At 61.7% G+C, this 22,609-nt stretch carries 18 protein-coding genes and 1 other RNA gene; 1 reads left to right on the top strand and 18 read right to left on the bottom strand.

The genetic code is table 11. The features are described 5' to 3' along the window. Positions 1 to 58: 58 nt before the first annotated feature. The 16 genes from ftsZ to rnpB form a co-directional block, all read right to left on the bottom strand. Entirely contained in the window at positions 59 to 1,267 is a 1,209-nt protein-coding gene (ftsZ, locus tag ACQ4W0_RS27945; RefSeq protein ID WP_141171799.1) for a cell division protein FtsZ, read from the bottom strand. Between the two features lie 154 nt (positions 1,268 to 1,421). Further along, positions 1,422 to 2,654: a cell division protein FtsA gene (gene ftsA, locus ACQ4W0_RS27940; protein ID WP_010394955.1), complete on the bottom strand. Its 1,233-nt coding sequence runs from the start codon at positions 2,652 to 2,654 to the stop codon at positions 1,422 to 1,424. 45 nt (positions 2,655 to 2,699) lie between these two features. After that, positions 2,700 to 3,518 (bottom strand): cell division protein FtsQ/DivIB, encoded by an 819-nt coding sequence (locus ACQ4W0_RS27935; RefSeq protein ID WP_436579698.1) that lies wholly within the window; start codon positions 3,516 to 3,518, stop codon positions 2,700 to 2,702. 1 nt (position 3,519) lies between these two features. Then, positions 3,520 to 4,488 (bottom strand): D-alanine--D-alanine ligase, encoded by a 969-nt coding sequence (locus tag ACQ4W0_RS27930; protein WP_436579697.1) that lies wholly within the window; start codon positions 4,486 to 4,488, stop codon positions 3,520 to 3,522. A gap of 1 nt (position 4,489) precedes the next feature. Continuing rightward, entirely contained in the window at positions 4,490 to 5,893 is a 1,404-nt protein-coding gene (murC, locus tag ACQ4W0_RS27925; RefSeq protein WP_436579696.1) for a UDP-N-acetylmuramate--L-alanine ligase, read from the bottom strand. Between the two features lie 10 nt (positions 5,894 to 5,903). Further along, a complete protein-coding gene (gene murG / locus ACQ4W0_RS27920; protein WP_436579695.1) occupies positions 5,904 to 6,998 on the bottom strand; it encodes an undecaprenyldiphospho-muramoylpentapeptide beta-N-acetylglucosaminyltransferase in 1,095 nt (364 codons plus the stop codon). Then, the gene (gene ftsW, locus ACQ4W0_RS27915) at positions 6,995 to 8,206 is read right to left on the bottom strand and encodes a putative lipid II flippase FtsW (protein WP_436579694.1); all 1,212 of its coding nucleotides are present in this window, start codon (positions 8,204 to 8,206) and stop codon (positions 6,995 to 6,997) included. Before ftsW ends, murG begins: the two co-directional genes overlap by 4 nt. After that, positions 8,206 to 9,762: a UDP-N-acetylmuramoyl-L-alanine--D-glutamate ligase gene (gene murD / locus ACQ4W0_RS27910; protein ID WP_436579693.1), complete on the bottom strand. Its 1,557-nt coding sequence runs from the start codon at positions 9,760 to 9,762 to the stop codon at positions 8,206 to 8,208. The genes ftsW and murD overlap by 1 nt, the downstream gene beginning before the upstream one ends. After that, on the bottom strand, positions 9,762 to 10,937 hold the full coding sequence (mraY, locus tag ACQ4W0_RS27905) for a phospho-N-acetylmuramoyl-pentapeptide-transferase (RefSeq protein WP_071079386.1): 1,176 nt from the start codon (positions 10,935 to 10,937) through the stop codon (positions 9,762 to 9,764). Before mraY ends, murD begins: the two co-directional genes overlap by 1 nt. A gap of 2 nt (positions 10,938 to 10,939) precedes the next feature. Continuing rightward, a complete protein-coding gene (locus ACQ4W0_RS27900) occupies positions 10,940 to 12,370 on the bottom strand; it encodes a UDP-N-acetylmuramoyl-tripeptide--D-alanyl-D-alanine ligase (protein ID WP_436579692.1) in 1,431 nt (476 codons plus the stop codon). Continuing rightward, the gene (locus ACQ4W0_RS27895; RefSeq protein WP_436579691.1) at positions 12,370 to 13,878 is read right to left on the bottom strand and encodes a UDP-N-acetylmuramoyl-L-alanyl-D-glutamate--2,6-diaminopimelate ligase; all 1,509 of its coding nucleotides are present in this window, start codon (positions 13,876 to 13,878) and stop codon (positions 12,370 to 12,372) included. Before ACQ4W0_RS27895 ends, ACQ4W0_RS27900 begins: the two co-directional genes overlap by 1 nt. A gap of 8 nt (positions 13,879 to 13,886) precedes the next feature. After that, complete coding sequence (locus ACQ4W0_RS27890; RefSeq protein WP_436506255.1) at positions 13,887 to 15,665, bottom strand: peptidoglycan D,D-transpeptidase FtsI family protein; 1,779 nt, start codon at positions 15,663 to 15,665, stop codon at positions 13,887 to 13,889. Next, on the bottom strand, positions 15,665 to 15,934 hold the full coding sequence (gene ftsL / locus ACQ4W0_RS27885; RefSeq protein ID WP_010394930.1) for a cell division protein FtsL: 270 nt from the start codon (positions 15,932 to 15,934) through the stop codon (positions 15,665 to 15,667). Before ftsL ends, ACQ4W0_RS27890 begins: the two co-directional genes overlap by 1 nt. After that, complete coding sequence (rsmH, locus tag ACQ4W0_RS27880) at positions 15,931 to 16,908, bottom strand: 16S rRNA (cytosine(1402)-N(4))-methyltransferase RsmH (protein WP_436579690.1); 978 nt, start codon at positions 16,906 to 16,908, stop codon at positions 15,931 to 15,933. Before rsmH ends, ftsL begins: the two co-directional genes overlap by 4 nt. Positions 16,909 to 16,917: 9 nt before the next feature. Next, a complete protein-coding gene (mraZ, locus tag ACQ4W0_RS27875) occupies positions 16,918 to 17,346 on the bottom strand; it encodes a division/cell wall cluster transcriptional repressor MraZ (protein ID WP_219135091.1) in 429 nt (142 codons plus the stop codon). 660 nt (positions 17,347 to 18,006) lie between these two features. Then, an RNA gene (gene rnpB / locus ACQ4W0_RS27870) (RNase P RNA component class A) lies at positions 18,007 to 18,346 on the bottom strand. Positions 18,347 to 18,545: 199 nt separating this feature from the next. Here rnpB and ACQ4W0_RS27865 point away from each other — a divergent pair. After that, positions 18,546 to 20,249, top strand: a complete 1,704-nt coding sequence (locus ACQ4W0_RS27865) for a thiamine pyrophosphate-binding protein (RefSeq protein ID WP_436579689.1) — start codon at positions 18,546 to 18,548, stop codon at positions 20,247 to 20,249. A 72-nt stretch (positions 20,250 to 20,321) separates the two neighbouring features. On the opposite strand, the gene ACQ4W0_RS27860 is transcribed toward ACQ4W0_RS27865, so the two are convergent. Then, a complete protein-coding gene (locus ACQ4W0_RS27860) occupies positions 20,322 to 20,855 on the bottom strand; it encodes a hypothetical protein (protein WP_436579688.1) in 534 nt (177 codons plus the stop codon). Between the two features lie 150 nt (positions 20,856 to 21,005). Continuing rightward, positions 21,006 to 22,103 (bottom strand): porin, encoded by a 1,098-nt coding sequence (locus tag ACQ4W0_RS27855; protein ID WP_436579687.1) that lies wholly within the window; start codon positions 22,101 to 22,103, stop codon positions 21,006 to 21,008. Positions 22,104 to 22,609 lie beyond the last annotated feature (506 nt).

Here is a 22,609-nt window from a genome sequence, read left to right as displayed (position 1 = left end):
TCGGCAAAAAAAACGGCGGCCCTCAGGCCGCCGTCGTGTTTGCTGACATCAGATCACCTTAATCAGCCTGTTTGCGCAGGAATGCCGGGATATCGTAGGTTTCCATGCCATTCTTTTCCATCGCGCGCACCTGCTCGGAAGCCGATTCGCGGCGCCATACTGCCGGCGCCTTCATGCCGTCGAAACCGGCTGCCGGCGTGGCTACGCCCACGGTGGTCGTCGCTGCCTGCGCGCTACCCATCGCTGCCGACGGGGTCAACGGGCTGTTGTGGGTGCCGGTGCGCAGCACTTGCTGTGGCACCAACTGGATGTTTTTCTTCGCGCGGCCCAGGCCCGTGGCCACCACGGTAACGCGGATGTCGTCGCCCATGGCGTCGTCGTAGGCGATACCTTGCGCGATCGACGCGTCCGGCGCGGCAAACGCGCGCACGGCAGCCATGACTTCCTTGATCTCTTTACCCTTCAGGCCACGGCTGGCCGTGACGTTGACCAGCACGCCGCGCGCGCCAGAGAGATCAATGCCATCCAACAGCGGCGAAGCGACAGCCTGTTCGGCGGCGATGCGCGCGCGGTCGACGCCGGAAGCGGTCGCCGTGCCCATCATGGCCTTGCCCTGCTCGCCCATGATGGTTTTCACGTCATTGAAGTCGACGTTGATATGGCCCGGCACGTTGATAATCTCGGCAATGCCGGCCACCGCGTTGTTCAGCACATCATCGGCGTGCTGCATCCATTCCAGCATGCTTTCGTCTTCGTAGATCTCTTCCAGCTTTTCATTGAGGATGATGATCAGCGAATCGACGTGCAGGGACAGCTGCTCCAGGCCTTCGTCGGCGATGTCCATGCACTTCTGGCCTTCGTACGAGAATGGCTTGGAGACCACGGCGACCGTCAGCGCGCCCAGTTCCTTGGCCACTTCGGCCACGATAGGAGCGGCGCCCGTGCCCGTGCCGCCGCCCATGCCGGCGGCGATGAAGACCATGTGCGCGCCGCGCAGCGCATCGGCGATGCGCGCGCGCGATTCTTCGGCCAGCTGGCGGCCGACGGCAGGCTTCATGCCGGCACCCAGACCGGTATCGCCGATCTGGATGATGTTGTGGGCCTTCGATGTCGACAGGGCCTGTGCGTCGGTGTTGGCGGCAATGAACTCCACACCCGACATGCCTTTGTTGATCATGTGTTGGACTGCATTGCCACCCGCACCGCCGACGCCGACGACCTTGATGACGGTACCTAAAGCTGTGTTATCGACCATATCGAACTCCATGATGTGCTCCTATCAGATGCGGTTTCCAAGCGCCAGGCCTCATATTGGTAGGAGAACTGGAGATTGAAAACTGCGGTTAAATATAAAATAAAGTTATGTGTGTATACCTGCGATGCTGCCAAAAAGCCTGTGCTGCCGGGCGAAAATCATGCCCTTAAAAATTCCCTAAAAACCATTCCTTCATGCGCTGCCAGACTGCCTTCACCGAGCCGTCCTGACGCGTCACGATGTGGCCGCGCAGGTATTGCTTCTTCGCTTCCAGCAGCAGGCCCAATACCGTGGCATAGCGCGGACTGCGCACCACGTCGGCCAGCTGACCCCGATACTCGGGCGTGCCCAGGCGCGCCGGTTTCAGGAAAATATCTTCTGCCATTTCCACCATGCCAGGCATGATGGAGGTGCCGCCCGTGAGCACAATGCCCGACGACAGCACGCCTTCATAACCGGATTCACGCACCACCTGGTGCACCATCGCGAACAGCTCCTCGACGCGCGGCTCGATCACTGCCGCCAGCGCCTGGCGCGACAGGTTGCGGGGGCCGCGGTCACCCAGGCCTGGAACTTCCAGCGATTCGCCGGGATCGGCCAGGACCTGCTTGGCCACGCCATAGCGGATCTTGATTTCTTCCGCTTCCGCGGTCGGGGTACGCAAGGCCATGGCGATGTCGTTGGTGATCTGGTCGCCGGCGATGGGGATGACTGCCGTATGGCGGATCGCGCCATCGGAGAATACCGCCACATCGGTCGTGCCGCCGCCGATGTCGATCAGCACCACGCCCAGCTCCTTCTCATCGGGCGTGAGCACCGCATCGGCGGACGCCATCGGCTGCAAGATCAGGTCCGACACTTCCAGGCCGCAGCGGCGCACGCACTTGACGATGTTCTGCACTGCCGACACGGCGCCGGTGACGATATGCACCTTTACCTCCAGGCGGATGCCACTCATGCCGATAGGCTCGCGCACATCTTCCTGGCTGTCGACGATGAACTCTTGCGGCACCGTGTGCAGCAATTGCTGATCGGTCGGAATGTTAACCGCTTTTGCCGTCTCGATGACGCGCGCTACGTCGGTGGCCGTCACTTCCTTGTCCTTGATGGCCACCATGCCGCTGGAATTGAAGCTGCGGATATGGCTGCCCGCAATGCCCGCGTAGACATTGCGGATCTTGCAGTCGGCCATCAGCTCGGCCTCTTCCAGCGCGCGCTGGATAGACTCCACCGTGGCCTCGATGTTGACCACCACGCCTTTTTTCAGGCCCTTCGATTCGTGCTGGCCCAGCCCGATCACTTCGTGGCGCCCGTCGGACATCACTTCGGCTACCACCGCCACCACTTTCGAGGTGCCGATGTCGAGGCCGACGATCAGGTTTTTCGCGTCTTTTGTCATTTCTGTCGCCTAGTTTTTTGGGCTATTGTTAAATTGATTATTAAGTTAAGTCGGTTTTTTAATCGGACTGCCATTTTTCTTCTTGATTGCCGCTGCCGGCTTGCCGTCCTTGCCTTCGGCCGGTATCACCAGGCCGGCGGAACTGAGCGCCAGGCCATTCTGGTAGCGCATATCGATCGTGTCGATATTTTCCAGCCGGCTCGCCAACTGCGGGTAGATACCCACCAGCCGGTCGACCCGCGCCTTCAGTGTCGTATGATTCTGCTCGCGCCCCAGCGCCACGCTCATGCCATTATCCAGTTTCACGGTCCATGCATAGCGGCTCGACAGCGACAGGGTTTCCGGCACCATCTTCAGCGGTGAAAACCACTTTGCCAGCTGCACATAGGTGGCCAGTACTTCCTTCTCGCTGCCATCGGGGCCGGCGAAGGCAGGCAATTCATGGTCATCTTCGGCTTCGGCCACATTGGCCGTAAACACGTCGCCCTTCACCGACAGCAGGCGTCCATCCTCGCCCCAGGTTCCCAGCGCTTCATGCTCTTCCAGCGCCACGATCAGCTGGTTCGGCCACTCGCGTCGCACGCTGGCACGCCGCACCCAAGGCACCGATTCGAACACGCTGCGTACGCTTTCAAGGTTGGTCGTGAAAAAATTGCCCTTGATGCGGCCCAGCGTCCCACTACGCAGGGTCAGGTAATTCACGTGGCGCAGGCCCTTGTCGTCCGCGCTTTCCACCTTGATCGTGCGCAGGTCGAACATGGGACGCTGCGACACCCACCAGACGCCGGCGGCCACGCACACGACCAGAACCGCGGCCAGCAAGCCGTTGGCAGTCGTATTGAGGCTTTTAGCGTCATGCCACATATCAGTGCTGTCCCTTGTGCATTTTCAGACGCGCGCCAGCGACGATTTCCAGGCACAGGTCTTCATAGCTGATGCCCACCGCGCGCGCCGCCATCGGCACCAGCGAGTGGCTGGTCATGCCGGGCGAGGTATTCACTTCCAGCAGGAACAGCTTGCTGTCGGCCGCGCGCATCAGCACGTCCACGCGTCCCCAGCCTTCGCAGCCGAGGGCACGGTAGGCTGCCACGGCGATGCGCTCCATTTCCGCCACGATCGCCAGGTCCAGCTGCGGCGGACAAAAATACTGCGTGTCGTCCGTGAAGTACTTGTTCTGGTAATCATAATTGCCTTGCGGCGCGACGATTTCAATCGGCGGCAGCGCGCGCGCCGTGGCGCCCTGGCCCAGGATCGCCACGGTAAATTCGCGGCCCTTGATGAATTCCTCGGCCAGCACCGAATCATCGAGGCCGGCGGCGATATCGTAGGCCGCCTGGAAGGCCGATGCTTCGTTAACCGTGGTGATGCCGATGCTCGAGCCTTCGTGCGGCGGCTTGACGATCAGCGGCAAGCCCAGTTCCGCGGCCACCTTGGCCAGGTCGGAGCTGTCATCCAGCACCGCGTACTTTGGCGTCGGCAACTGGTGCATCAGCCAGATCATCTTGGTATAGACCTTGTCCATGCCCACCGCGCAGGCCATGACGCCGCTGCCCGTGTAGGGAATGCCCAATTGCTCGAGCGCGCCCTGCAGGCTGCCGTCTTCGCCGAAGCGGCCGTGCAGCGCGATGAAGACGCGGTCAAATTTTTCAGCGGCCAATTCGGCCAGGCTGCGTTCGCCCGTGTCGAACGCATGCGCGTCCACGCCACGGCTTTGCAGCGCGGCCAGCACGCCCGTGCCGGACATCAGCGACACTTCGCGCTCGGCCGAACTGCCGCCGAACAGGACGCCGACCTTGCCCAATTGTTTTACGTCGATAGCTGAAGTTTGGTTCACATCAGGCCTTTACAGTGTTGGATGGATACGTAGTCAGTTGTTGCGGGATACCGCTGATGGAACCCGCGCCCATGGTCAGCACGACGTCACCGTCGCGCGCCACGCTCATGATGGTGTCGGCCATGTCCGTCATGGACTCGACGAAAATCGGTTCGATCTTGCCGCGCGCGCGCAGCGCATGCGCCAGGGCGCGGCCATCGGCGGCGACGATAGGCGCTTCGCCTGCCGCATACACTTCGGACAGCAGCAGCACGTCGGGCGCACCGAGCACCTTGACGAAATCCTCGAACAGGTCGCGCGTGCGGCTGTAGCGGTGCGGCTGGAAAGCCAGCACCAGGCGGCGGCCAGGATAGGCGGCGCGTGCAGCGGCCAGGGTCACTTCCGTTTCCACCGGATGGTGGCCGAAATCGTCGACCAGCGCAAAGGTGCCGCCGTTCGGCAGCGCCACATCGCCATAGCGCGTGAAACGCCGGCCCACGCCGGAGAATTCGGCCAGGCCCTGCTGCGTCGCACTATCGGCGATGCCAATTTCGCGCGCGATGGCGATCGCCGAGCAGGCATTTTGCACATTGTGCATACCAGGCTGGTTCAACACCACGTCGAGATCAGGATAGCCTTCCTGCAGTACCGTGAAATGCATTTCCAGACCCACGGCACGCGCATTGATGGCGCGCACTTCGGCTTCTTCCGCGAAACCATAGGTGGTGACCGGCTTGGTGACGAACGGGATAATGGCGCGTACGTGCGGATCGTCGATGCACAGCATGGCGCGGCCATAGAAAGGCAGACGGTGCGTGAACTGCACGAACGCCTGCTTGAGCTTTTCGAAATCGTGCTCGTAGGTATCCATGTGATCGGCGTCGATATTCGTGATCACTTCGATCATCGGCGTCAGGTTCAGGAACGAGGCATCCGACTCATCGGCCTCGGCCACCAGGTAGTCGCCCGAACCTAATTTTGCGTTAGCGCCGGCGCTGGTCAGGCGTCCACCGATCACAAAAGTAGGATCGAGGCCGCCCTGCGCCAGCACTGAAGCGACCAGGCTGGTGGTCGTCGTCTTGCCGTGCGTGCCGGCGATGGCGATGCCGCGTTTCAAACGCATCAATTCACCCAGCATCACGGCGCGCGGCACCAGCGGGATCTTGCGCGCACGCGCAGCCACCACTTCCGGATTGTCTTGCGGGACGGCGCCCGACGTCACGACCGCATCAGCGTCGCCGATGTTCTCGGCCGCGTGGCCGAGCATGACAGTCGCGCCCAGGCTCGCCAGGCGCTGCGTCGCCGCATTGCTGCCCAGGTCGGAGCCCGACACCTTGTAGCCCAGGTTGACCAGCACTTCGGCGATGCCGCTCATGCCGCTGCCGCCAATGCCGACAAAGTGGATATTGTTTACTTTATGCTTCACAGAGCTAACCTCATGCCAATTTTTCCAATACGTTTGCGATCGCCTCATTGGCGTCGCGTTTGCCTGCTGCCAGTGCCGCTTGCGCCATCTGCTGGCAGCTGTCGCGCGTCAAAGACGCCAGCATCGCGCTCAGCGACGCCGCACTCATTTCCGTCTGCGGCAAATGAATCGCCGCGCCCTGCTTCGCCATCCATTGCGCATTGTCGCGCTGGTGACTGGTGGTCGACGCCACCAGCGGCACGAGCACGCTGGCCACGCCGGCCGCCGTCAATTCCGACAGGGTAATGGCGCCAGCGCGGCAAATCACCAGGTCGGCCTCGGTATACGCCTTGGCCATGTCGTCGATGAAATCGACCACATTGGCGCGCACGCCCGCCTGCGCATACGCGGCATGCAGGGCGTCGATATTCTTCTTGCCCGACTGGTGCGTCACCAGCGGACGTTCGCCCTCCGGCATCAAGGCCAGCGCAGCGGGCAGATTGTCGTTCAGCGCTTTCGCGCCCAGGCTGCCGCCCACCACCAGGATGCGCAGCGGCCCGCTGCGGCCCGCAAAGCGGGACGCCGGCGGCGCCATGGCGAGGATCTCCGCGCGCACGGGATTGCCCGTGACGACGGCCTTGCCCGCAGCGCTGCCGAAATCGGCGGGGAAACCGAAACAAATCTTTTGTGCCAGTGGCGCCAGCGTCTTGTTCGACAGCAGCAACGCCGCGTCAGCATTGACCAGCACCAGCGGCACGCCCTTCAGGCGCGCCATCAGGCCGCCCGGCACGGTGACGTAGCCGCCCATGCCCATCACCACGTCCGGCTTGCGACTGGCGATGAAACGGCGGATGGCAAAAAAGCTGGCCAGCATCTTGAAGCCGCCTTTGACCGTATGCGCCAGGCCCTTGCCGCGCATGCCGGAGAACGCAATGGCATCCATCGGAATACCGCTTTTCGGCACCAGTTCCTGTTCCATGCCGTGGGTCGTGCCCAGCCAGCTCACTTCCCAGCCGCGCGCGCGCATCGTCTGCGCAATCGCCAGGCCCGGGAAAATATGGCCGCCGGTACCGGCCGCCATGATCATCAGTCTTTTCGTCGTTTTCAAGTTCGTCACGTTGTTCATAGCCGGCCTCCGCGCATCAGGATCCGGTTTTCGTAATCGATGCGCAGCAAGATCGCCAGGCCGATACAGTTAATCAGTACGCCCGTGCCGCCATAACTCATCAGGGGCAAGGTCAGCCCCTTGGTCGGCAGCAGGCCCAGGTTCACGCCCATGTTGATGAAGGTCTGCACGCCGATCCAGATGGCGATGCCTTTCGCCGTCAGGCCCGCGAAGGTCTGGTCGATGGCGATCGCCTGGCGGCCGATATCGAAGGCGCGCTTGATAATCCAGTAGAACATGCCGATCACGATCAGCACGCCCACCAGTCCCAGTTCCTCGCCGATCACTGCCAGTAAAAAGTCCGTATGCGCTTCGGGCAGGTAATGCAGTTTTTCCACGCTGCCGCCCAAGCCCACGCCAAACAGTTCGCCGCGCCCGAAGGCGATCAGCGAGTGCGTCAGCTGGTAGGCCTTGTTGAGCGCATTGTCTTCCTGCCACGGATCGAGATACGCAAAAAACCGCTCGCGGCGGAATTTCGACAAAGCGATGATGGTGACGAAAATCGCCGTCAGCATGGCGCCGATGCCGCCGAACCAGATGGCGTTGACGCCGCCCAAAAACAGAATGCCCATGGCGATGCAGACGATCACGCCGAAAGCACCCAGGTCGGGCTCCATCAGCAGCAGCAGGCCGACGAAGCTGACGGCCAGCGCCATCGGCATGAAGCCCTTGGTCAGCTTGTGCATGTATTCCTGCTTGCGCACCGTGTAATCGGCGGCGTACAGCACCATCACCACCTTCATCAGCTCGGACGGCTGCGGCCGCAGGCCCGGCAGGTTCAGCCAGCGGCGACCGCCGTTGACCGACACGCCCAGGCCAGGTATCAGCACCATCACCAGCAGCACCAGGGTGCCGATGAAGAGCCATGGCGCCATCTTTTGCCAGGTGGCTACGGGGATGCGGAACACCATCGCGCCGACGATGATCGACACGCCGATGAACAGCGCCTGGCGCACGACGAAATAATTATTCGTGTAAGCGGCGAACTTGCGCGCGTCCGACAGCGAGATCGAGGCCGAATACACCATCACCATGCCCAGCAACATGAGCAGCAGGACAACCCACACCAGCGGCTTGTCATAGTCCATCATCTTCGATTGCCGCGCGCGGCTATCCAGCGGCTTGGCAGCCGAGCCGGAACCAAAGCTGAAGGGCAGTTGGAAGGCCATCAGATATCCTGTCCGTTTTCCAGGGCAATGTCGCGCACGGCGTCGACAAATACCTGCGCGCGGTGTGCATAGTTCTTGAACATGTCCAGGCTGGCGCATGCGGGCGACAGCAGCACGGCATCGCCGGCCAGGGCCAGGCTGCTGGCGCGCTGCACCGCTTCCGGCAAGGTGGCGCAGTCGATGATGTCCACGCCCGCCGGCTCCAGGGCCGTACGTAGTGCTGGCGCGTCGCGGCCGATCAGTACCACGGCACGCACGTAGCGCGATACGGGTTCAGCCAGCGGCGAGAAATCCTGTCCCTTGCCGTCGCCGCCGGCGATCAGCACCAGGCGCTGTTCCGAGCCGCCAAACGCCTTGCCCAGGCCGAACAGCGCAGCCACTGTCGCGCCCACGTTGGTGCCCTTGCTGTCATCGTAGTATTCGACTTCATTGACGGCCGTGATCAGTTCCACCCTGTGCGGCTCGCCCTGGTATTCGCGCAAGCCGTGCAGCAGTGGCGCGAATGGCAGGCCGATGGCGCGGCACAGGGCCAGCGCCGCCAGCGCATTCGAGGCATTGTGCTGACCACGGATTTTCAGCGCGTCGGCCGGCATCAGTTTCTTTGCCATCGTCGGCACCGGTTCCGGTGCCGGATCGTTCTTCCTGCGTTTTTTCTCGATGACTTCTTCACTGGGCACGGCTTGCGCCAGCCAGAAGATGCCCCGTTCATTGACCAGGCCAAAGCTGTCCACGTCAAGCGGCTCGCCCGTACCGAAGGTGATGGTTTCCGCAAGCGGATCGGCCATGTGCATCACGGCGGCATCGTCGCGGTTCAGGACGCGCACGGTCTGGTCGCCGAAGATGCGTGCCTTGTCGCTCGCATAAGCGGCCATGTCGCCGTGCCAGTCCAAGTGATCCTGCGACAGATTCAATACCGTGGCCGCATCGGCCTGCAGGCTGAACGTCGTGTGCAGCTGGAAGCTGGACAGTTCCAGTATCCACGCTTGCGGCAAGGTGCTGGCGACGGGTTCCGCCGCTTCAGCTTCTGCATCGACCGGCAGCGGCGTCGGTTCCGCATCGAGCACCTCGCGCAGCACGTCCAGCGCCGCCGGGCTGATATTGCCGGCAACGCGCGTGACAAGGCCTGCGCGTTCGCACAGCAGGCCTACCAGGCTGGTCACCGTCGTCTTGCCGTTGGTGCCCGTGATGGCGATCACTTTCGGCGCATAGCCGCGCTCCGCCTTCAACGCTGCCAGCGCCTGCGCGAACAGTTCGATCTCGCCCCACACGGGGATATTTTTTTCCAGGGCGGCCGGCGCAATATGCGCCAGTTCGCGCTGCGGCGCCAGGCCGGGACTGACGGCGACGAAATCGACGCCATCGAGCAGGTCGGCCGTGAAGGCGCCGGCGATGAATTGCGCCGGCGGCACGGCGGCCTGCAGCGCGGCCAGGCGCTCTGGTGCCTCGCGCGTATCAGCCACGCGCACGACCGCACCGCCGCGGGCCAACCACAGGGCCATGGCCAGGCCCGACTCCCCGAGGCCCAGTACCAGTGCGGTTTTAGCGTCGTACATCATCAGCGCAGCTTCAAGGTGGTCAGGCCGAGCAGCACCAGCATCATGGTGATGATCCAGAAACGCACGACAACCTGCGTCTCTTTCCAGCCTTTTTGTTCAAAATGATGATGCAGTGGCGCCATCAGGAAAACGCGGCGGCCAGCGCCATAGCGCTTCTTGGTGTACTTGAACCAGACGACCTGGATAATCACGGACAGCGTTTCGACAACGAAGATGCCGCCCATGATGAACAGGACGATTTCCTGGCGGACGATGACGGCGACGGTGCCCAGCGCGCCACCCAGTGCCAGCGCGCCCACGTCGCCCATGAACACTTTCGCAGGGTGCGTGTTATACCAGAGGAAGGCCAGGCCGGAACCGGCCAGCGCGCCGCAGAAGATCACCAGTTCGCCGGCACCCGGGATGTGCGGGATGAACAGGTAGCGCGCATAGGTCGCGTTGCCCGTCAGGTAGGCGAACAGGCCCAGGGCCGTGCCCACCATCACGGTCGGCATGATGGCCAGGCCATCGAGACCGTCCGTAAAGTTGACGGCATTGCTGGTGCCGACGATGACGCAGTAGGTCAGCGCGATGAAGCCCCACACGCCCAGCGGATAGCTGATGGTTTTAAAGAAGGGCACTATCAGATCGGCCTTGGGCGGCAAGTCCATGGCAAAGCCGGACTGCACCCAGGCGTAGATCAGATTCCACACGTGGCCCGCGTCGGGTTCCGACACGGAGACGGAAAACGCCAGGTAGAAGGCGGCGACGATGCCGATCAGCGACTGCCAGAAGTACTTTTCGCGCGAGCGCATGCCTTCCGGGTCCTGGTGCACCACCTTGCGATAGTCGTCGGCCCAGCCGACGGCGCCAAAGCCCAGCGTGACAATCAGCACTGGCCAGATAAAGCGGTTCGACAGATCGGCCCACAGCAGGGTGGAAATGCCGATGGCGATCAGGATCAGCACACCGCCCATGGTGGGCGTGCCGTGTTTTTTCAGATGCGTCTGCGGACCGTCCGTGCGCACGGCCTGGCCGACTTTCATGCGCGTGAGCATGCGGATCACGGCGGGACCGGCGCACAGGCCGATCAAAATCGCCGTCAGGGTGGCGAAGACGGCGCGGAAAGTGATGAAGTTAAAGACCCGCAATGGGCCAATGTCGTCCTGGAAATAATGAGCGAGCCAGAGCAGCATGATTAGTGAGCTTCCTTGTTATTGTTGTTTGAACCAATCAAATGCTGCACGGCCCGTTCCATTTTCATGAAGCGGGAGCCCTTGATTAATACTGTTGCATCCGAACGGCCGGACAAATGCGCATCGAGCGCCGCCAGCAAGCCGTCGAACTGTTCGAAATACTCCACGACCGTGCCCGATTCCTGGCTGGCGGCAGCTTGCGCCGGATTCGCCAGATGGCGCGCCAGGCCGCCCGTCGCCAGCACGTATTCGATGCCTTTGATGGCGGCGTAGGCGCCGATCTCTTCGTGGAACTGCTGCCCCTGCGTGCCGACTTCGCCCATCTCGCCCAGCACCAGGATGCGCGGTGCCGCGGCCTGCGCCAGTACATCGATGGCCGCGCGCGCCGAATCCGGATTGGCGTTATACGTGTCGTCGATGATGGTGGCGCCGTTGGCGGCACGTTTTTTCTGCAGGCGGCCGTTCACTGGCGCGAACGCCTCCAGGCCCTGCTTGATATGTTCGATGGTGATGCCCGCGCCAACGGCGCATGTCGCCGCTGCCAGCGCATTGCGCACATTATGGTCGCCCGCTGCCTGCAAGCCGACAAAGAACTGGCGCAAGCTGCCGTCCTGCGCGCGCACGCTGACGAACATGTCGCTGCCAAAATCCTCGGCCGCGCGATGCGTGCAGCTCACGTCCGCCTCTTTCGACAGGCCGAAGGTGATGACGGCGCGTGCGCCGGCCAGTTCGCGCCACACGGGCGTGAATTCATCACCATGCGGGAATACGGCCACGCCGTCATCGCCCAATGCCGCCAGCGCCGCGCCGTTCTCGCGCGCCACCGCCTCCACCGTATGCATGAATTCCTGGTGCTCGCGCTGCGCGTTGTTGACCATCGCCAGGGTCGGCGCGGCAATCGCCGCCAGGCGCGCGATCTCGCCCGGATGGTTCATGCCCATCTCGATGACGGCCGCCTGGTGCTCAGCGCTCAGGCGGAACAGGGTCAATGGCACGCCGATTTCATTATTCAGGTTGCCGCGCGTGGCCAGGCGGGCTTCTTCGCCAAAGGCCGCCGCCAGGATGGACGAAATCATCTCCTTGACGGTGGTCTTGCCATTGCTGCCGGTGACGCCGATGACGGGCAGGCTGAAACGGCGGCGCCAGTAATTGGCGATGCGGCCCAGCGCGACCAGGGTATCGGCGACCACGATGGCGGGCACCTTTCCGCTGTCCCAGCCTGCGGGCAGGCGCTCGACCAGCACGGCGGCAACGCCACTGGCGGCCACTTGGTCGAGGAAGTCATGCGCGTCGAAACTCTCGCCGCGCAGGGCGACGAACAGCGAACCGGCTTGGGCGCTACGGCTGTCGGTAGACACGCCGTCAAACGCTGCGTCGCCCGTCAGCTGCGCGCCGTCCAAGGCCTGCATCAGTTCTGTCAGGGTGCCACGCATCAGTTCGTCCTCATCATGGTCAGGCGCGCGGACAGGGCCAGCTGCGCATGGTCGGCATCGGAGAACGGCAGTTTCTTGCCCTTGATTTCCTGGTACGGCTCGTGGCCCTTGCCCGCCAGCAGGATCACGTCCGGCTTGGCCGCGTGCTTGATGGCCGACAGAATGGCCGCGGCGCGATCTTCGATGGCCTGCGGCTGCGGGCCGTCTTCGCGCATGCCGGCGACGATCTGCGCGATGATGGCGTGCGGGTCTTCGCTGCGCGGATTGTCGCTGGTGACCAGCACGTGATCGGCCAGCTGCGCGATGACGCCCATCTGCGGACGCTTGCCCGGATCGCGGTCGCCGCCGCAGCCGAACACGCACCACAGCTGGCCACCCCGTTCCTGCGCCACCTGGCGCAAGGCTGCCAGGGTTTTTTCCAACGCGTCCGGCGTATGCGCGTAATCGATGACGACCATCGGCGCTTCCTGTCCACCCACCTGCTGCATGCGGCCGGGAGCCGGCTGCAGCGATTCGATGCCGTCGATGGCGGCGCGCAGGCCGGTGCCATGCGCCAGCAAGGCGCCCAGCACGGCCAGCGCGTTACTGATATTGAAGTGGCCCACCAGCTGCGTCTTGACCAGCGCCACGCCCAGCGCGCATTCCAGGTGGAAGTCGGTACCGGCATTGCGGCTGCGGAACTGGCTGGCGCGCAGCATCAGCACGCCCGGCAGGTCCGGCTGGCTGGCCGCATCCTGCAAGGTATAGCCGATGACCGGATACTCGCCCGTCAGCTTGCCATCCACGTGGCGCGCCAGGCGCAGACCCATGGGGTCATCGAGGTTGATGACGGCCGTTTTCAGGCCGGGCCAGTCGAACAGCTTGACTTTGGCCGCCTCGTAGGTGGCCATGTCGCCATGGTAATCAAGATGGTCGCGCGTCAGGTTGGTAAACATGGCCACATCAAAATGCATGCCAGCCGCGCGCTCCTGGTCCAGGCCGATCGACGACACTTCGATGGCAACAGCCCTGGCGCCGGCATCGCGCATGGCGGCGAGTTTACGCGCCAGCAGCACCGCGTCGGGCGTGGTGTAGCCGGTCACGTCGAATTCGATGGCGCCGCGCGGCTTGCACAGGCCCACGCCCAAGGTACCGATGACGGACGAGGTTACACCCAGGCGTGCCAGGGCCTGCGCCAGCCATAGCGCGCACGAGGTCTTGCCATTCGTGCCCGTCACGCCGGCGCTGAACATGGCACTGTCGGGCATATCGTAAACAGCATGTGCCACGGGGCCAGCCAGGCGTTTCAGGTCGCTGACCAGCAGATGCGGCACATTCCATGCAGCGTTCCATTCAACGGCGTCATGCACGATGGCGGCGGCGCCCTGCTGAATCGCGGTATCGATGAATTGGGTGGCACCCGCGTAGGCAAAAAATACGTCGCCGCGCTGCACGCGGCGCGAATCGGACGTCAGCTGCCCGGACGGGGCAGCCGCTTTGATCCACAAACTGATGTCTTGTATGGTCATGAGTGACTTCACATGGCCTCCGGGCCGGCATTGGCCGGGACCACGATTTCGGTAACGGAGGAATCGGGCGGTACGTTCATCGCGCGCAGCGCGTTGGTCGCAATCGCCGCGAAAGCGGGAGCGGCGACCTGGCCGCCATAGTGGGCAGCGCCAGTCGGTTCATCGATCATCACGGCAATGATGAAGCGCGGCGCCGACATCGGCACCATGCCCACAAAAGAGCCGATGTATTTGCGCGGCATTGCATAGCGGCCGTTTTCCACCTTGTAGGCGGTACCCGTCTTGCCGCCCACGCGGTAGCCGGCAACCTGGGCGCGCTTGGCCGAGCCGTGCGCGCCAGAGACCACCAGCTCCAGCATGGCGCGCATTTCGGCGGCCGTCTTCGGCTTGATCACCTGCTGGCCCACCGGCAGTTCATTGACCTTCTGGAACGATAATGGAATCGTGTCGCCGTCGCGCGCGAACATCATGTAGGAGCGCGCCAGCTGGATCAGCGAGACGGAAATGCCGTTACCGTAGCTCATGGTGGCCTGTTCCACCGGACGCCACGATTTATACGGCCGCACGCGGCCAGCCACGGCGCCGGGGAAGCCCCATTTCGGCTGCTGGCCGAAGCCCACCTTGGTAAACATTTCCCACATTTCCTGCGACGGCATGCCCAGCGCGATTTTCGAGGTGCCGATGTTCGACGACATCTCGATGATTTCGGAGACATTGATCACGCCGTGCGGTTTGGTATCGGTAATCGTGCGATCGGCGATGGTGTAGCGGCCAGGCCCCGTATCGATCAGGGTGGTCGGCTTGACGCGGCCCGTGTCGAGCGCCAGCGACACCGTGATCGGTTTCAGGGTCGAACCGGGTTCAAACGTATCGGTCATGACGCGGTTGCGCAGCTGCTGGCCCGTGAGCTTGCGGCGGTCGTTCGGGTCGTAGCTGGGGTAGTTGGCCAGGGCCAGCACTTCGCCCGTGTGCACATCGAGCACCACGGCGCCGCCAGCCTTGGCATTGAATTTTTCCACCGCTTCCTTCAACTGCGTGAAGGCGATGTACTGGATCTTGCTGTCGACGGACAGGGTCAGGTCCTTGCCGTCATGCGGTTCGTGGATAAAGCCGATATCTTCGACGATGTGGCCCAGGCGGTCCTTGATCACGCGGCGGCTGCCGGTGGTGCCGACGAGGGTTTTCTGCTGCGCCAGTTCCATGCTTTCCTGGCCCACGTCTTCCACATTGGTAAAGCCCACCACGTGGGTCATCACTTCGCCCTGTGGATAAAAGCGCTTGTACTCCTTGCGCTCGTCGATGCCGTCGATGCCCAGCTTGGAGATCTTGTCAGCCACGTCCATCTCGACCTGACGTTTCAGGTAAACGAAGCTGCGGTCCGAATCGAGCTTCTTGCGCAATTCGTTGACGTTCATTTCCAGCAGACCGGCCAGCGCGTTGATTTTCTCGGGCGACGCCTGCAGCACGTCGTCGGGAATCGCCCAGATGGCTTTTACGGGCACGGACGAAGCCAGCACCTGGCCGTTGCGGTCGGTGATCTTGCCGCGCGTAGCCGGCAGTTCCAGCGTGCGCTCGTAGCGCGCCTTGCCCTGCTTTTGCAAAAATTGCGTCGACACGCCCTGCAGCCACAGGGCGCGCGCGCCCAGGCCGGCGAAAGCGAAGAACAGCAGGAACAGCACGACGCGCGAACGCCAGACGGGCAGACGCACTGCCAGTACGGGGTTCTTCGAGAATGGCACGCCTTTCGATGCCGCCACCCGGCCGTTGCTGTTACCGCCCAACTTCATTATTCACCCTCCGTCAGGTATTGCGTACGCGCCGCCGTCAGCGGCGTCATGCTCAGGTCACGCCGTGCAATCGCTTCGATGCGTTCATGCTTGCCCAGAGTCGACTGGTCCAGCTGCAGCTGCGCCCAGTCGATGTCGAGCTGGCGCGACAGCGCTTGCGCGCGTTCCAGGTCGATCAGCAGGTGGCGCGACTGATACTGCGCGTTCACCAGCGACAGGCCGCAGCACACCAGCAGGGCCGACAGCACGACACACAGCTTGCCAGTCATCGGGAGCCGCCAGTGACAGGGACGACCAGCGGCAGGCGCTGCGCCACACGCATCACGGCCGAACGCGAACGGGGATTCCCCTCGATCTCGGCGTCGGACGGCTTCATCTTCAAAATCAGCTTCATTTCCGGCTGCGGCAAGTCCACCGCGCGGATCGGCAGGCGGCGGTCAGGCTGCTCCACGTTCGCCTTCGAGGCGAAGAAGCGCTTGACCATGCGGTCTTCCAGCGAATGAAAGCTGATCACGGCCATGCGCGCGCCGGGCGCCAGACAGGCATACGCCTGGTTCAGCCCGATCTCGAGATCCTCGAGCTCTTTGTTAATGAAAATGCGTATGGCCTGAAAGGTGCGGGTAGCGGGGTCCTTACCCTTCTCGCGGGTCTTGACGGCGCCTGCCACGATGCTGGCAAGCTGTCGTGTGCTTGAAATTGGCTGGACTGCCCGGCCAGCAACAATCGCCTTTGCAATCTGAAAAGCAAACCGTTCTTCCCCATAATCGCGTATCACTTTCTCTAAATTCTGCTCGGTTTCCACCGCCAGCCATTCGGCCGCGGAGCTGCCGCGCGTGGTATCCATGCGCATGTCCAGCGGTCCGTCGTTGCGGAAGCTGAAACCGCGCGCCGCATCGTCGACTTGCGGCGACGAGATGCCCAGGTCGAGCAGGATGCCGTCCACCTGCTGCACTCCACGTTCGGCCAGGCTGGCCGTCATGGTGGCAAAGCTGTCATGGACGATCTGGAAACGGGGGTCGCCGATCTGCTCGGCCGTGGCGATGGCCTGCAAATCCTTGTCGAAGCCGATCAGGCGCGCGTCGGGCGCCAGGCGCGACAAGATCAGGCGGCTATGGCCGCCGCGGCCAAACGTGCCATCGACGTAAATGCCGTGCGCGCGGTCGCCCGACAGGTCGAGCGCATCGACCGCTTCATCGAGCAGCACCGTGCGATGCTGAAATTCCGGCACCGTGAGTTGTGTCATTACGGAGCCTTAGAAAGAAAAATTGGAAAGTACATCGGGGGTGCCGGCATCGATCGCCTGCTGTTCTTTGTCGGCCAATCTGGCGGCATCCCATATTTCAAAGTGGCTGCCCATGCCGATCATCATGACTTCGCGCGACAGCCCCACGGCGTTGCGCAATTCGGGCGAGATCAGCACGCGGCCGGCCGAGTCCAGCTCGACGTCAACGGCGTTGCCGAGGAAGATGCGCTGCCAGGCGCGCGCCGACATGGGCCAGGCGGCGATTTGCTGGCGGTGGCTTTCCCACACGGGACGGGGGAAAAACAGCAGGCAGCCATCGGGGTGTTTGGTCAGGGTCAAACGGCCTTCGCATTGAATCGCCAGCGCGTCACGGTGCTTGGCAGGGATAGACATCCTGCCTTTGGCATCGAGATTGATTGCGGACGCGCCTTGAAACACGGAAGACCTTTTTTGAGCTTGGGTTGCGACGCTTGCGCATCACGATGAAAAGGGGAAATTTCCCACAAAAACACACTTTTTCACACAGTTGCCCACTTTAGAGGAAGCAAAGATAGTGGTCAAGCGGTTTCCGATTGGCAAAACAGGAATTTTATTAATGAAATTAAGGACTTAGCGCATATCGTTGAAGGAGTCTCAAATAAAAATATATCGATAAATTAGATACTTATGAAAGATAGTGAATGTGCTACCTCATCTGCACACATGTGTTTTCCTACCGTAAACATCGAAAAAAACGAAATCAAAAAATTGAATTTTTTACAGTTAGTTGACACATGACAATAGTTTCGTCATCCAGGCACAACAACAATCAGTCGCCGCAAAAGACTTGGTTTAAAGCAAAAAAATTCGTCCATGGCGCGTATCTGCCCTGTTTTCCGGGGGTGGCCTGTCGCGGGGAAATTATTTTTGCAATGCAGCAATTAATTAAAACGAGGAAACTTTAACCAATTGTTCACTTTAGTTGTATATACAACTTTATCTTAACTGCTATACTTTTAGAAACAAAAAAAGCCCCGTTGCGGGGGCTTTTTTGGCGGCGCGCAGCAGGCAAACCGCTGCGGCCGATACACTCCCCGGCAGGCCAGGGAGCAAGAATTCAAGTGAAGCAGGCCGGTAGGCCGGATTTTGTTACGGCGCCTTCCCTTGCAGGTTGGCGCTATGACAGTCATTCCTCTAGGCGCCAGATTACTCGGGCGCTCAAGCTTTCTACCCGCACGCTCCGCGAGCAGCATCATCGCGTGCCTATTTGAAATTGCACCAGGTGGAGGTTACCGCGTTTCACCGTAACTTAATACGCTCGTCTCTGTGGCCCTATTCCTCGCCTTATACCTTGCGGCTTTCGACGGACGGCCGTTAACCGTCACCCCGCTCTATGGAGTCCGGACCTTCCTCCCGCCAGCGCATTGCTGCGCCGGCCAGCGACTGTCTGGCCTGCTTCCCGCGCCATTGTACCGCGCCGCAGCATGTTTCTGCAAAAGCGCGGTATGGCCGCCGGGGGATTGTGTAATTCGGTGTCGCCATTTCAAAAGCCGGACCAAATCGGCTCACATAGAATGAGGCAAGCTGCTTGCATGCAAGCGCATGCGCACCGCTTGCCCCACTTCTTTGCCACCCCACTAGAATATAAAGAGCCGAACATGACGCAACAATCCCGTACCGGCGGCCAGATCCTGGTCGATGCCCTGCAGATCCACGGTGTCGACACCGCCTTTGGCGTGCCTGGCGAAAGCTACCTGGATGTGCTCGACGCCCTGCACGATTCGGGCATCCGCTTCATCATCAACCGCCAGGAGGGCGGCGCCGCCTTCATGGCCGAAGCCTACGGCAAGCTGACGGGCAAGCCGGGCATCTGTTTCGTCACGCGCGGGCCTGGCGCCACCAACGCCTCGATCGGCGTGCACACGGCCTACCAGGATTCCACCCCGATGATCCTGTTCATCGGCCAGGTGGGCAATGATTTCGTCGACCGCGAAGCGTTCCAGGAAATCGACTACCGCCGCATGTACGGCCAGATGGCCAAGTGGGTGGCGCAGATCGACCGCGCCGAGCGCATTCCCGAATACCTGGCGCGCGCCTTCCAGGTGGCCACCAGCGGGCGCCCCGGCCCCGTGGTGCTGGCCCTGCCGGAAGACATGCTCATTTCCATGGCGACTGTCGCCGACACGCGCGCCTACCAGCCCGTGCAGGCGGCGCCCTCAGACGCCCAGGTGCAGCAGCTGCGCGCCATGCTGGCCGCCGCGAAGCAACCGCTGGTCTTGCTGGGAGGCACCACCTGGACGCCGCAAGCATGCGCCGACCTGCAACAGTTTGCGGTAGCGAACCACTTGCCCGTCGCCTGCGCCTTCCGCTTCCAGGACTTGCTCGACAATGCCCACCCGAACTACATCGGCGACGTCGGCATCGGCATCAACCCGAAACTGGCCGCGCGCGTGAAAAATGCCGACCTGGTCATCGCCATCGGCCCGCGCCTGGGAGAAATGACGACGGGCGGCTACACCCTGTTCGACTCGCCCGTACCGCGCCAGCGCCTGGTGCACATCCATACCGATGCCGAGGAGCTGGGCAGCGTTTACCAGGCCGAGCTGATGATCAACAGCGGCATGCCGCAAGTCTGCGCCATGCTGGCCGCCATGGGCACCGTCGACGCTTCCGCATGGAACCATACGCCGGCCGAAGCCAAGGCCGAGCTGGCTGCCTACCAGCAGCGCCCGCCCATCTTCCAGGATGGCCAGGCAGCGCTGGATCTGTGGCAAGTGACGCAGGAGATCATGGCGCAGGTGCCCCACGACACCATCCTGACGAACGGCGCCGGCAATTACGCCTCGTGGGCGCACCGTTTCTACCGCTACGGCGGCATGCGCACGCAGCTGGCGCCGACCAACGGCGCCATGGGCTATGGCGTGCCGTCCGGCGTGGCGGCGAAGATCGTGCATCCGGAGCGCACCGTGATCACCTTTGCCGGCGATGGCGAATACATGATGAATGGCCAGGAACTGGCGACGGCCGTGCAATACCAGGCGGGCGTGGTCATCATCGTCTTCAATAACCAGATGTTTGGCACCATCCGCATGCACCAGGAACGCGATTACCCGGGCCGCGTCTCGGGCACGACCTTGCATAACCCGGATTTTGCGGCGTTGGCGCAAGCATATGGCGCGCATGGCGAAGTGGTGAATACGACAGAAGAGTTCGCCCCTGCCCTGCAGCGGGCCCTGGCGCACGCCAGGGCGCACAACTTGCCGGCACTTATCGAGCTGCGCTACGACGGCAACCTGATCACGCCGAACGCCACCCTGACCACCATCCGCGCCACGGCGGAAAAGGCGCAGGCGGCCAAATAAGTCCCTTGCAGGGCGAGAAATGAAAAAGGCCCGGTCGATACCGGGCCTTTTTCATGCGCAAGTCACAACAACTCAGGCGGCGGGCGCCTCGGCGCTGTCCTGTGCTGGCGCCGGCGCTTCCGGCACCGGCGGGCATGGCGTGCAGTTTTTCAAGGGACGGCCGAAATCGCGCACGCGGCTCAATTTCATGGGCATGCGCACATTGCCGCCGCAGTAGTCGCCTTCCAGCGTCAGGGTCTGCCCATCTTTGGAAAACTTGCCGACGATGGTGCGCTCTTCGCTGTCGGCGCCGGCGATGGTGAAGTCGAAGGCGCCCGTGGCGGCGTCCAGGTTGACGTCGCTGGCGACGATGGGCCAGCTCAGGGCGCCTGCCGTGAATTCGTAGATGACGGAATCGGCCTCGGCAAAGCGGTGCAGGGTCACGCGCTGGCCGCCGATTTCGCCGCTATCCTTTTGCAGGCACAGGTCCGAGTAGACGGCCACGCCATAGCGTTCCAGTCCGGCCGGTTTCTTGCCCTTGACCGCGGCGAAGGCGACACCCGTGACGCTGACGAGCAACAGCGCGGCCAGCATGACAGCCAGGCGCGGCGATTTGAATGGAGACATGGCATTCCTTTACTTGAGTAACGGCGCCATTATAACTGGCGCCGCCCATGCAAAAACGCGCCGCCAGGCCGAAGCCAGACAGCGCGTTTCTTTGCTTGCAGCATCCCCGAAGGGATGCCTTAGCGGTACTAAGCTTCGCTTGCGCGAATATTAGAACGAGTGACGAACACCAACGTTGAAGGCTTTGTCGCCCGTACCAACATTGCTGTTGTTACCAACGGTGTAGCCAGCGTTGTTTTTGTTCTTGATTTTAGCGTACGAAGCGTAGGTGCTGGTGCGCTTCGACAGAGCGTAGGAGTAGCCCACTGCCCATTGATCAGCATCAGCGTTCGTGCCAGCTTTGTCGTTCGTGCGGATGAACGAAGCCATCACGGTGCCAGCTGGACCAACAGGTACGGTTGCGCCGACCAGGATGTTGTTGCTGTCGTTGCTGTAAGCAGCGGTGTTGTAGTTGAACGAGTTGGTCGTCGAGAACGTACCGTCCGCGTTTTCCTTGGCGTTGTTAGCTACAGCGCTGTTGTTACCTTTGTTGGAGCCGTACGCGATGTAAGCTTTAGCAACTGCGAAGTCGTAGTTAGCTGCAGCCAACCAGTTGCGTGCGCTACCAGCTTCGGTGGTTGCGGTATCGTTGCTGGTGGTGTTGTAAGCCAGACGAGCATTCAAAGGACCGTTCGAGTAACCAACCGACGCGCCGATTTGACGGCCGATTTTGTTCGACTCAGCTTTTTCGCCGAAGGTGTAAGCCACGTCAGCGTCAAAGCCGTTGAAGTTTGGCGAGGTGTACAGCACGGTGTTGCTGGTGCGGGTCAGTGCTTTCGATGGGAACAGGTTCTTGGCGGAACCAGCGTAGCCCACTGCGAATGGATCAGCAACTTTCGACAGGGTGTTGTACCAAGGCGTGTATTGACGACCCAGGGTCAGGGTACCGGTCGTTTTGCTGCTCAGACCGATGTACGATTGACGATTGAAGATCGAACCGGCTTTGTCTTGCGTACCGTTGTCAACGCCGAAGCCCGACTCCAGAACGAACAGTGCCGACAGGCCGCTGCCCAGATCTTCGGTGCCTTTGAAGCCCAGACGGGAAGCCGAAGCAACGCCGCTGTCCAGTTTGTTGGTGTTGCCGGCTGCGCCGCCGCGCTCGCTGACGAAACCAGCGTCAACGGTACCGTAGATAACAACGCTCGATTGAGCTTGGGCTACGCCAGTGGCTGCTGCCAGGACTGCCAGGGTGATCAGAGTTTTTTTCATTGCGATTTCCTTTAATTTTTGAAGCAAAAAGTAATACAGCCTATGCATCTCGAGCTGCGCTCTAACAGAGCGCTTTTTATGAGTGAGGGCAAGGTCTCCACCTGCCACATTGCTGTTCCGGTCAGGGGAACATTCATATCGGTATCGGTACGCTATTGCACCGATAAGCTTGAAGGCTGCATAACGACCGTCATTCGTGCGCCGGTTCGGTGCTCAAAGGGCACCGGAATCGGCACTATAACGACCGTTTCACATTCCATCAAGTTCCAACATGTTACTTCCGGTACCAGGCCGGGTGCTTTTACAGGCATTCCGACCATCGCCAACCGTACTACGCGACAGAGCCAGTGCCCCTTGCCAACCAATGCATTGGCCTGATTGACCATTCCATCATAGCGCATGGCTTGCTGGCACCCGTTGTATTAGTGCAACAGTATCAGGCGAATGATTAAAACGTCAACATGCTTTACCCATCATTTACCCTCCAAGACTTACGCGACAAAGCG

The sequence above is a fragment of the Janthinobacterium breve genome, from assembly GCF_051380895.1.
Lineage (GTDB): Bacteria > Pseudomonadota > Gammaproteobacteria > Burkholderiales > Burkholderiaceae_D > Janthinobacterium.
This window is presented reverse-complemented; position numbering and strand designations above follow the sequence as displayed.

Excerpts from the sequence above, each read along its gene's own strand:
- ftsZ (WP_141171799.1), bottom strand. The coding sequence starts at position 1,267 with ATGGAGTTCGATATGGTCGATAACACAGCTTTAGGTACCGTCATCAAG.
- ftsA (WP_010394955.1), bottom strand. The coding sequence starts at position 2,654 with ATGACAAAAGACGCGAAAAACCTGATCGTCGGCCTCGACATCGGCACC.
- ACQ4W0_RS27935 (WP_436579698.1), bottom strand. The coding sequence starts at position 3,518 with ATGTGGCATGACGCTAAAAGCCTCAATACGACTGCCAACGGCTTGCTG.
- murG (WP_436579695.1), bottom strand. The coding sequence starts at position 6,998 with ATGAACAACGTGACGAACTTGAAAACGACGAAAAGACTGATGATCATG.
- ftsW (WP_436579694.1), bottom strand. The coding sequence starts at position 8,206 with ATGGCCTTCCAACTGCCCTTCAGCTTTGGTTCCGGCTCGGCTGCCAAG.
- murD (WP_436579693.1), bottom strand. The coding sequence starts at position 9,762 with ATGATGTACGACGCTAAAACCGCACTGGTACTGGGCCTCGGGGAGTCG.
- mraY (WP_071079386.1), bottom strand. The coding sequence starts at position 10,937 with ATGCTGCTCTGGCTCGCTCATTATTTCCAGGACGACATTGGCCCATTG.
- ACQ4W0_RS27900 (WP_436579692.1), bottom strand. The coding sequence starts at position 12,370 with ATGCGTGGCACCCTGACAGAACTGATGCAGGCCTTGGACGGCGCGCAG.
- ACQ4W0_RS27895 (WP_436579691.1), bottom strand. The coding sequence starts at position 13,878 with ATGACCATACAAGACATCAGTTTGTGGATCAAAGCGGCTGCCCCGTCC.
- ACQ4W0_RS27890 (WP_436506255.1), bottom strand. The coding sequence starts at position 15,665 with ATGAAGTTGGGCGGTAACAGCAACGGCCGGGTGGCGGCATCGAAAGGC.
- ftsL (WP_010394930.1), bottom strand. The coding sequence starts at position 15,934 with ATGACTGGCAAGCTGTGTGTCGTGCTGTCGGCCCTGCTGGTGTGCTGC.
- rsmH (WP_436579690.1), bottom strand. The coding sequence starts at position 16,908 with ATGACACAACTCACGGTGCCGGAATTTCAGCATCGCACGGTGCTGCTC.
- ACQ4W0_RS27865 (WP_436579689.1), top strand. The coding sequence starts at position 18,546 with ATGACGCAACAATCCCGTACCGGCGGCCAGATCCTGGTCGATGCCCTG.
- ACQ4W0_RS27860 (WP_436579688.1), bottom strand. The coding sequence starts at position 20,855 with ATGTCTCCATTCAAATCGCCGCGCCTGGCTGTCATGCTGGCCGCGCTG.
- ACQ4W0_RS27855 (WP_436579687.1), bottom strand. The coding sequence starts at position 22,103 with ATGAAAAAAACTCTGATCACCCTGGCAGTCCTGGCAGCAGCCACTGGC.